General features: G+C 70.7%; 9 protein-coding genes, 1 tRNA gene and 1 other RNA gene. 8 read left to right on the top strand and 3 right to left on the bottom strand.

What is annotated here, in order from left to right; translation table 11 throughout:
• Nucleotides 1-403: 403 nt before the first annotated feature.
• Both ACLQ2U_RS31940 and ACLQ2U_RS31935 read left to right on the top strand, forming a co-directional pair.
• Nucleotides 404-1,210 (top strand): alpha/beta fold hydrolase, encoded by an 807-nt coding sequence (locus ACLQ2U_RS31940; protein WP_425754607.1) that lies wholly within the window; start codon nucleotides 404-406, stop codon nucleotides 1,208-1,210.
• An 83-nt stretch (nucleotides 1,211-1,293) separates the two neighbouring features.
• Complete coding sequence (locus ACLQ2U_RS31935) at nucleotides 1,294-2,499, top strand: SpoIIE family protein phosphatase (protein ID WP_425754606.1); 1,206 nt, start codon at nucleotides 1,294-1,296, stop codon at nucleotides 2,497-2,499.
• Between the two features lie 240 nt (nucleotides 2,500-2,739).
• Here the strand turns inward: ACLQ2U_RS31935 and ACLQ2U_RS31930 are convergent, their stop codons facing one another.
• From ACLQ2U_RS31930 to ACLQ2U_RS31920, 3 genes are all read right to left on the bottom strand, one after another.
• Nucleotides 2,740-3,093, bottom strand: coding sequence for a hypothetical protein (locus tag ACLQ2U_RS31930; RefSeq protein WP_425754605.1), 354 nt, complete (start codon nucleotides 3,091-3,093; stop codon nucleotides 2,740-2,742).
• A gap of 78 nt (nucleotides 3,094-3,171) precedes the next feature.
• Nucleotides 3,172-3,495, bottom strand: coding sequence for a hypothetical protein (locus tag ACLQ2U_RS31925; RefSeq protein WP_425754604.1), 324 nt, complete (start codon nucleotides 3,493-3,495; stop codon nucleotides 3,172-3,174).
• A 235-nt stretch (nucleotides 3,496-3,730) separates the two neighbouring features.
• Nucleotides 3,731-3,815: transfer RNA gene (locus tag ACLQ2U_RS31920), tRNA-Ser, on the bottom strand.
• Between the two features lie 81 nt (nucleotides 3,816-3,896).
• On the opposite strand from ACLQ2U_RS31920, the gene ffs reads away from it, so the two are divergent.
• From ffs to recR, 6 genes are all read left to right on the top strand, one after another.
• Nucleotides 3,897-3,986, top strand: an RNA gene (gene ffs / locus ACLQ2U_RS31915) — signal recognition particle sRNA small type.
• 107 nt (nucleotides 3,987-4,093) lie between these two features.
• Nucleotides 4,094-6,685, top strand: a complete 2,592-nt coding sequence (locus tag ACLQ2U_RS31910; protein ID WP_425754603.1) for a DNA polymerase III subunit gamma and tau — start codon at nucleotides 4,094-4,096, stop codon at nucleotides 6,683-6,685.
• A gap of 303 nt (nucleotides 6,686-6,988) precedes the next feature.
• Entirely contained in the window at nucleotides 6,989-7,579 is a 591-nt protein-coding gene (locus ACLQ2U_RS31905) for a DUF2752 domain-containing protein (RefSeq protein ID WP_425754602.1), read from the top strand.
• Nucleotides 7,580-7,603: 24 nt separating this feature from the next.
• The gene (locus ACLQ2U_RS31900; protein WP_425754601.1) at nucleotides 7,604-8,023 is read left to right on the top strand and encodes an RDD family protein; all 420 of its coding nucleotides are present in this window, start codon (nucleotides 7,604-7,606) and stop codon (nucleotides 8,021-8,023) included.
• A 112-nt stretch (nucleotides 8,024-8,135) separates the two neighbouring features.
• A complete protein-coding gene (locus ACLQ2U_RS31895) occupies nucleotides 8,136-8,444 on the top strand; it encodes a YbaB/EbfC family nucleoid-associated protein (protein ID WP_425754600.1) in 309 nt (102 codons plus the stop codon).
• 8 nt (nucleotides 8,445-8,452) lie between these two features.
• The gene (recR, locus tag ACLQ2U_RS31890; RefSeq protein ID WP_425754599.1) at nucleotides 8,453-9,046 is read left to right on the top strand and encodes a recombination mediator RecR; all 594 of its coding nucleotides are present in this window, start codon (nucleotides 8,453-8,455) and stop codon (nucleotides 9,044-9,046) included.
• The last annotated feature ends 194 nt before the right edge of the window (nucleotides 9,047-9,240 follow it).

Genomic DNA, 9,240 nt, shown 5'->3' with positions numbered 1-9,240 from the left:
TCTGACCTTCACGCCGCACAGACGGCCTTGTCGGCACCCGCCCACCCCTCAACACCCTTTGTTCAGGGGTCTCCTAGGGGCGCGTCTGGACGCAGGGTGACTGAGACGACAACTGAGACGAGAGCGACCGTAGAGACGACGAAGGGCCGGTCCCCGGTGGGGCCGGCCCTCGCGTTCGTGCTGCTCAGAAGAGCGGAGGATACGAGATTCGAACTCGTGAGGGTGTAAACCCAACACGCTTTCCAAGTCTGCTCGGCCCCATACGCGCTGACAACTTCGAGCCCGCCGAAGAGCTCACCAGGCAGGACAAGTCCCAATCGGGCTCGCAGTCTGTTGCGCACGCAACGTTTGCCCAGGTGAGCGGGCACTTGGTCACCACGTGTGGGTGGTGGAAGATAGGTGAATGCGTGTGCGGAGCCGCAACAACGTCGTGCTGGCCGGTCCCGAGGACGGCCCGACCGTCGTGCTCGCGCACGGCTTCGGCTGCGACCAGCACATGTGGCGCTACATCACCGCCGAACTGGAACAGTGGGCCCGGGTGGTGCTGTTCGATCACGTCGGATCAGGTAAGGCTGACCCGACGGCTTGGGACGCCGACCGGTACGCCTCCCTGGACGGCTACGCCGATGATGTGCTGAGCATCTGCCAGGACCTGGACCTTCAGCAGCCGATCTTCGTCGGGCACTCGGTCAGTTCGAGCATCGGAGTCCTCGCAGCGAACCGCGAGCCGGACCGCTTCGCCGCACTTGTCCTGGTCACCCCGTCACCGTGCTACCTCGATGACGGGGACTACCGAGGTGGTTTCACTCGCGATGACATCGACGAGTTGCTTGAGTCGCTGGACAGCAACTACCTCGGCTGGTCGTCAAGCATGGCCCCCGTGATCATGGGCAATCCGGAGCGGCCCGAGCTGGGTGAAGAGCTGACGGCAAGTTTCTGCCGGACGGACCCCGCAATGGCGCAGGTGTTCGCCCGCGCCACGTTCCTGTCCGACAATCGTGCCGACCTCGCCGCGGTGAGCGTTCCCACCCTGATCCTGCAATGCGCCCAGGACGCCATCGCGCCGCCTGAAGTCGGCGCGTTCGTGCACGCGCAGATCGCCGGAAGTCGGCTGGTCACCTTGGACGCGACCGGGCATTGCCCCCAGTTGAGCGCGCCGGAGGCCACGGCCGCAGCGATCACGTCGTTCATCAGAGCCGCTTACCGATGACCGCAGCTGCCCGGCGTGGTCCTTCCCGCCAAGGTCCACGCGATGACGGGAGCGCCGGGCCGAGCGAGGGGAGATTCCCCGCGTTGCTCGAAGACAACTTCGAGGACCTGTACGAGAATGCGCCCTGCGGGAACCTGTCCACCCTCCTGGACGGCACCATTGCGAAGATCAACGGCACCCTGCTGGCCTGGCTTGGCTACACCCGCGAGGAACTCGTCGGCCGGCGCCGCTTCAGCGACCTGCTCACCGGCGGGGGCCGCATCTACCACGAAACCCACTTCGCACCCATGCTGACCATGCAGGGCGAGATCGGCGGTATCTCCCTCGAACTCCGTACCAAGGACGGCTCCCGCATGCCGGTCCTCGTCACCTCCATCGTCAAGGCCAGCAGCGAAGGCCAACCCCAACTCATCCGCACGACCATCTTCGACGCCAGAGAACGCCGCGCCTACGAACGGGAGCTCCTCAACGCCCGCAGAGCCGCCGAACGCGAGGACGAACGGCTCCGGCAACTCGTCAGCAAACTGCAACGAAGTCTGCTCCCGGCCGTGCTGCAAACCCCGCCCGGACTTGAGAGCGCCGCGTACTACCGGATGGCCTCCACCGACGAAGTCGGCGGGGACTTCTACGACCTGTTCCCCCTCGACGACGGCCGCTGGGGATTCTTCCTCGGCGATGTCAGCGGCAAAGGCGTCGAAGCGGCCGCCGTCACCGCCCTGGCCCGCTACACCCTGCGCGCCGCAACCGTCTACAACCCCGACCCTGCCGCCGCGCTGCACAACCTCAACACCGTGCTCTGGCAGGAATACCGCGACGACGCCCGCTACTGCACCGTCGTCTTCGGCATCCTCACTCCCACACCGGCCGTCGGCGGGTTCACCGCGGTCATCGCGAGCGGCGGACACCCCGAACCACTGCTGCTACGGGCCGACGGCTCCGCCAGCTACCAACGCACGAAGGGCCGCATCGTGGGGGCCTTCCCGACCTCCCAATACACCAACACCACCGTCGTAGCGAACCCCGGCGACACGTTGCTCCTCTACAGCGACGGACTCACCGAGGCCCGTACCGCCAGCAGCGAACCCCCCGACGGCCGTTACGGAGCCGCAGCCCTCGCCCGATTCGCCGCCGATCTCGCACCCACCAACGCCGCCGACGCCGTCGCCGCCGTCACCGATCTACTCGGCACCTTCGGCGCCGGGCTCACCGACGACACCGCCGTCATGGCCATCAGCGCCCCACACAGCCATTCCACTCAGCAACGGTCCGGTAAGCCCGGCCGGTGCTGAGCCGCCCCGTCGCCCTGCCGAAGCTCGCCGCGCCCGTTGGCTCAGTGCCGGCCCGAACTCATCGTGGCGCTCGTCCCGGCCAGCCGCATGCTCGCCGGTGAGATGGTTGAGGACGCGTTCGAGGGCGACTTCGGTGGCTTCGAGGAGTGAGCCGATCCGGCGCGAGGCGGAGCGACAAAGGACGATGGCCGCCCGGGAGAGTCTCCCCGGCGGCCACCTTGGCGTGGCGAGCGTACCCGGTCAGTGTCGCGCCTTGCGCTCTTCCGCGCTGCGCCAGTTGCTTCCGGCCTTGGCCAGACCGCGGCTACCCAGGTATCCGAGGGTCAGCAGCGTGATGAAGAACCAGGCCTGGTTGGCGCGGAAGATGTCCACGCCAACCGAGTTCTTGCCGGCCAACTGCGAAGCGGCCAGCACGGCGACCACGGCCGCGATGTAGACCCAGAACTCGGTCGTCCGTAGCGACGGCTTCGTCTCCGTTCCGGGAGCCTGTACCGGGCGCTCTGCATCCCTGGTCATGGGCATGGGGCGCGGTGCTTCCTGCACCCCCCTCGCCCGGTCAGGTGCCTGCTGTCTCGATGCAGCCTGTGTGCTCATCTTTCCTCCTGGATGCGATGAGTCATTCCCTGCGCTTCCTCGCCCTGATGCCGTGTTCGGCCACGGCACGGTGTCGGTTCAGGGCGGGTCACTCGTGGCTACCCGACCCCTCGAAGCGGTAACGCCTACCACCCGACGGAGACGCGTAGAGATTGAAAGGGTCGCCAGAATCTGGTCCACGCATGTCTGGCCGGCACGACGGGGCCGCTGGCAGGGCGGAGCCCCGCCGGACCTTCGATGAAGGGGGCCGACGCTGCCGGCCTTGGCCAGGCCCCGGCTGATCAGGTAGCCGACGGTCAGCAGGGTGATGAACCACCAGGCCTTGTCGGCGGCGAAGTAGTCGCCGCCGTTGTTCGCGGCACCGTCGCCCACGGCGTTGGAGGCGATCAGCACGCCAATCACGGAGAGCAGGTAGACGGCCAGCTCGGTGGTCTTCCATGAGGCTCTCCCGATCTCGCCCCCACCTCCCGCTCTGGGGCGACCCGCCACGCCGGCCGGGGGAGAGCGCCGACGGACCGCCGTCAGCCCGGCCGGAACAGGGCAAGTGAGACGACAACTGAGACGACAGCGACCAAAGAGACGACGGAGGGCCGGTCCCTGATGGGGCCGGCCCTTCCGATTTTGCTGCTCTAGCGAGCGGAGGATACGAGATTCGAACTCGTGAGGGTGTAAACCCAACACGCTTTCCAAGCGTGCGCCCTAGGCCTCTAGGCGAATCCTCCGCGAGCCAGGATACAGGTCCGTCGGGGGTGGGCCACCCCACCACCCCCTGAAGATCCACGCCGGGTCGGGTACGCTTGGGGCACCTCCCGTGCGGCGGTACCTCGTGAACCTCCCCAGGGCCGGAAGGCAGCAAGGATAAGCGGGCTCTGCCGGGTGCACGGGAGGCCTTTCTGTCTCCGGGTGCCGGTACCGTACCTGCGGGTCAGGTCACGGGGTGGTGGGTGGTCACCCGCGCCTGACCGGCGCAGAATGGCTCGGTCGAGAGGAGGCGGTACGCGTGACGCTGGCGCTCTACCGCAAGTACCGGCCGCGTACCTTCGCCGAGATGATCGGCCAGGAGCAGGTCACCGAGCCGCTGTCACAGGCGCTGCGCAGCGGCCGGCTCAACCACGCCTACCTCTTCTCCGGCCCGCGCGGCTGCGGCAAGACCTCCAGCGCCCGGATCCTGGCCCGCTCGCTCAACTGTGAGCAGGGCCCCACCCCCGAGCCGTGCGGGACGTGCGGGTCCTGCCGCTCGCTGGCCCCCGACGGCGGCGGTTCGATCGACGTCATCGAGATCGACGCGGCCAGTCACGGCGGCGTCGACGACGCCCGGGAGCTGCGCGAGAAGGCCTTCTTCGCCCCGGCCAGCAGCCGCTTCAAGATCTATATCATCGACGAGGCGCACATGGTCTCGTCGGCCGGCTTCAACGCCCTGCTCAAGCTGGTCGAGGAGCCGCCGGAGTACGTCAAGTTCATCTTCGCCACCACCGAGCCGGAGAAGGTCCTCGGCACGATCAAGTCGCGGACCCACCACTACCCGTTCCGGCTGTTCCCGCCGAAGGTGCTCCGGCCGTACCTGGAGCAGCTCACCGAGGCGGAGGGGGTGACCGTCGAGCCGGCGGTCTTCCCGCTGGTGGTGCGCGCCGGTGGGGGCAGCATGCGGGACAGCCTCTCCGTGCTCGACCAGCTCATCGCGGGCGCCGGCCCGGAGGGGGTCGGCTACGCTCGGGCCGCCGCGCTGCTCGGCGTGACCGATTCGGCGCTGATCGACGAGATGTGCGACGCGCTCGCCGCCGGGGACGGCGCCGCCGCGTACGCCACCGTCGACCGGGTCGCCGAGGCCGGGCACGATCTGCGCCGGTTCGCCTCGGACCTGCTGGAACGGCTGCGCGACCTGATCGTCCTCCAGCAGGTGCCGGACGCCGCGGCCAAGGGGCTGATCGACGGCCCGACCGACCAGATCGAGCGGATGGCCGCCCAGGCCCAGCGGCTCGGCCCGGGCACCCTGTCCCGCTGCGCCGACATCGTGCACAACGGCCTGGTCGACATGCGCGGCACCACCGCGCCCCGGCTGCTGCTGGAGCTGATCTGCGCCCGGATGATGCTGCCCGGCGCCGACGACTCCACCGGCGGCCTGCTCCAGCGCCTGGAGCGGATGGAACGGCGGCTCACCCTGGGTGGCGCCGAGCTGCCGTCGGCCGCCGCCGGCCCCGCGCCGGTCACCCCCACTCCGCAGGTACGCCCCGAGCCCGCCCCCGCCGCGCCGTCCGCGACGACTCCGCCCGCCGCCCGCACGGCCGGTCCCGCCGCGACGAGCGGTGCCGCTCCCGGCGCTGCCGCGACGGGTGGTGCCGCCGGCACGGCTGGTGGCGACCCGGACGCCGGGTTCACGGCCGGCGCGGCGCCGACAGCAGGTCGGACCCGGGAGGGGTCCGGTCCCGGCGCCCCGGCCGACGCCGCCCCGGCAGCCGGTCCCGCAGCATCGACGCCACCCCGCCGTGCCGTGCCCCCCTCGGCCGTCATGCCTGACCCGGCCACCCCCGCGCCGCCCCGACCGGGTGGGGCGGCGCCCGGCGCGCTGGACGCGGTCGCGGTGCGCCGGGTCTGGCCCGAGGTGGTCGGCAAGGTCAACCGGACCAACAAGCGGATCGCCGCGCTGATGCGTGACGCGGTGGTCCGCGACCTCGACGGCGACACGCTGGTGCTGACGGTGAAGTCGTCGGTGCTGGCCAAGATGATGTCCGACCACGCCGCGGTGCTCACCGACGCGCTCTATGAGGAGCTCGGCGGGCGCTGGCAGATCCGGTGCGAGGTAGCCGGCGAGCGGGGCGGGGTGTCGCTCGGCGGCCCGCGCGCCGCGGCCGCTCCCGCCCCGGCCGCCGCGCCGAGCCGCCCGACGCCGGCCGCCGCGCCTTCGGCCGGTGGTGGCGCGGGACGGTCCGGTGGGACGGCCGCCGCCCCGGCCGACCCGGGCGACGACGAGGACTGGCCCGAGCCGGCCCGTCCCGGCGGCTCGGCCTCGACCCCCGCCGCCGGTGGTGGGGGAGGCGAACCGGAGGGCGACTGGCCCGAGGCGGCGCGTCCGGGTGGCGCCGCGTCGCCCGGCGGTGCGCCTGCCCCGAACCCCGCATCCGGTCCGGCCGCCGCGAACCCAGGGCCGTCCGGCAAGGCCGCCGCGACCCCGGGTGGGCCGACCGCCACCGCGGCACCGGCAGCGCCGAAGCCGGCCGTCCCGCCGAAGCAGCCCGCGCCCCCGGCCGGCAACGGCGCCACCGGCGCCCCGGTGAGCAGCGCGATCGCGGCGGCACGGGCGGCCGCGGCGGGACGCGGTCCGCGTACCGGCCAGGCGGCCCGGAAGACCGCGGACGCTGACTGGGCCGGCGAACCGCCGTACGACCCGGACTTCGACGGCCCGGTGCGCGGCGGCGGACGCCCCGGCGGCGCCCAGCCGGCGACCCCGACCTACGAGGGGTTCGACCCGGGAGACGAGCCGCTGGACGAGGTGATCGACGAGCGGACCGCCCGGCAGTCCAGCGAGGAGCAGGCGGTGCAGCTGCTCCGGGAGGCGTTCGGCGCCGAGAAGATCGACGAGGTCGACGCGCGGTAGCCGGGCCGGCTTCCCGACACCCGGCCGCCGCCAGCTCGGCCTTCCGGCACCGGCCAGCGGCGAGGTCCGACCGGTCCGCCCGGTCAGTCGGCCCAGGTGGGAAGGCCTCCCCGCACGGACCCCCCGCCCGGTCAGTCGGCCCAGTAGACGAGTGCGAGAAGGAGCCAGCGACGGCGAAGGGCGACCTCCGTCACCCGATATACGAGGGCTTCGACCCGGTCGACGAACCGCTCGACGACGTCGTGGAGCAGACCGCGCGCGAGACCAGCGAGCAGCAGGCCGTACGGCTGCAGCAGGCGCTGGGTGCGAGAAGATCGGCGAGACCGACGCGAAGTAACCGCTGGGCTGGCCTTTCAGCGTCCTGAGCCAGGCCCGCAGATCACGAATCCGGATGCTCGGGCACCAATCGGGAGAGGTTGGGCGTTCCGACATGGCGGCAAAGTCGATCTTGCTCTAGCATCGGCGGCCCCACCCAAGATCAGGCAGGTCGACGTGCGTCGGTACTTCTCGGTTCCGGAGCGCCTCGGCGTATTCGGTCTCGCCGTAGGTGTGGCGGCAGCGGCCTGGCCGGCGACGGTGTCGGCGACGGGCCTGGCCCTGCCGTGTCCACTGCGCTGGCTCACCGGCGTGCCGTGCCCCGCCTGCGGACTCACCACGGCCTCCGTGGCAATGGTCCGTGGCGACTTCGCCGATTCTGTCGTCGCCAACCCCGCGATCCTCGCACTCGCAGCCCTGGCCGTGGTCGTCGGACCGCTGCTCGGGCTGCGGGCGATCGGCGCGCTGCCGCCACCCGTGCCGTGGTCGCAGCGCGCCCGGTGGCGGGTCGGGTGGGGGGTGGCCCTGTTCGCACTTGAGAGCTGGGCTTTTCAGCTCAACCGGCTCGGCATCGGCTGAGCCGCCCCCTCACAGGAGTAACCCATGAACTACGCAAACTGGATCACGCGTGTCGGCGCCTACCTGGTCGACGCGTTGATCGCGGCACCGTTCTTCGCACTCGCCTCGGTCTTCGAACCGAAGGTCGACCCCGTGACGGGTGCGACCTCCGGCAATGAGGTCCTCTACTTCCTCTTCGCGCTGCCGGGTGTCCTGCTGTGGGGCTACAACCGGTGGTACCTGGCCGGAAAGACCGGCCGAAGCTGGGGCAGGAAGGTGCTGGGCATCTCGCTGGTGAACGAGAGCACTGGCCAGCCGATCGGTTTCGGCAAGGCATTCCTCCGGGACCTGGCACACGTCGCTGACGCGATCATCTGCTACATCGGGTATCTGTTCCCGCTCTGGGACGCTAAGCGGCAGACCCTTGCCGACAAGATTGTCAAGACCGTGGTCGTGAAGGGCTGAGACGCGTGGGCCGGTCGTGGGCGGCGGGACCGCCCGCGGCCGGCCACACTAGGCTGAAGGTGACCGTTCCCTCGACCGAGGAGTCGCCGTGCGCCCAGGTGGACAGCCGAACATGCAGCAGATGCTGAAGCAGGCGCAGAAGATGCAGCAGCAGATCGCCGCCGCCCAGGCCGAGCTGGCCGAGGCCGAGCTGACCGGCACCGCCGGCGGCGGCCTGGTCACCGCGACCGTCTCCGGCGCCGGTGAGATCAAGTCGATCAAGATCGACCCGAAGGCGGTCGACCCGGAGGACGTGGAGACCCTGGAGGACCTGGTCGTCGCGGCCCTGCACAACGCCGCCGAGGCGGCCCGGGAGCTGACCGAGAAGAAGATGGGCCCGGTCTCCGGCGGCATGGGCGGCCTCGGCCTGCCCGGGTTCTGAGCCGGCAGATGTACGAAGGTGCCATCCAGGACCTGATCGACGAGCTGGGGCGGCTGCCGGGCGTGGGCCCGAAGAGCGCCCAGCGGATCGCGTTCCACGTCCTGTCGGCGGATCCGGCCGACGTCAACCGGCTGGCCGGTGCGCTGCGCAAGGTCAAGGAGCTGGTCCGGTTCTGCACCACCTGCTTCAACGTGGCCGAGTCCGAGCAGTGCCGGATCTGCCGCGACCCGCGCCGCACTGACGAGGTGTTCTGCGTGGTCGAGGAACCCAAGGACGTGGTGGCGATCGAGCGGACCGGTGAGTTCCGCGGCCGCTACCACGTGCTCGGCGGGGCGATCAATCCGCTGGAGGGGATCGGCCCGGACAACCTGCGCATCCGCGAGCTGATGACCCGGCTCAGCGGTGGCGCGGTCCGCGAGCTCATCCTGGCCACCGACCCCAACACCGAGGGCGAGGCGACCGCCACGTACCTCGCGCTGATGGTCAAGCCGATGGGGATCTCGGTGACCCGGTTGGCCAGCGGCCTGCCGGTCGGCGGTGACCTCGAGTACGCCGACGAGATCACGCTCGGCCGGGCGTTCGAGGGCCGCCGCGCGGTCTGACCCCACTCATCCTGCGGGAGTTTGCGTGAAGAGGTGTTGTCGCGGGAGCGACAACACCTCTTCACGGGTGGAGACGTCGCTGGCCGGCACCCCGTTGTGGGGGTGCCGGCCAGCGTTCGTGTGTCTCAGTGGTGTCAGTTGTTCCAGTGCTTGGCGACGAGGTCGGCGGCCTGCTTCTCCCACTGGGCGTAGGC

The sequence above is a fragment of the Micromonospora sp. DT47 genome (assembly GCF_049844475.1).
Taxonomy (GTDB): Bacteria; Actinomycetota; Actinomycetes; order Mycobacteriales; family Micromonosporaceae; genus Micromonospora.
This window is presented reverse-complemented; position numbering and strand designations above follow the sequence as displayed.

What these genes read in the sequence shown, in the direction of transcription:
- ACLQ2U_RS31900 (WP_425754601.1), top strand. Translation starts at nt 7,604, where the DNA reads ATGAACTACGCAAACTGGATCACGCGTGTCGGCGCCTACCTGGTCGAC.
- ACLQ2U_RS31930 (WP_425754605.1), bottom strand. Translation starts at nt 3,093, where the DNA reads ATGAGCACACAGGCTGCATCGAGACAGCAGGCACCTGACCGGGCGAGG.
- ACLQ2U_RS31895 (WP_425754600.1), top strand. Translation starts at nt 8,136, where the DNA reads ATGCAGCAGATGCTGAAGCAGGCGCAGAAGATGCAGCAGCAGATCGCC.
- recR (WP_425754599.1), top strand. Translation starts at nt 8,453, where the DNA reads ATGTACGAAGGTGCCATCCAGGACCTGATCGACGAGCTGGGGCGGCTG.
- ACLQ2U_RS31940 (WP_425754607.1), top strand. Translation starts at nt 404, where the DNA reads ATGCGTGTGCGGAGCCGCAACAACGTCGTGCTGGCCGGTCCCGAGGAC.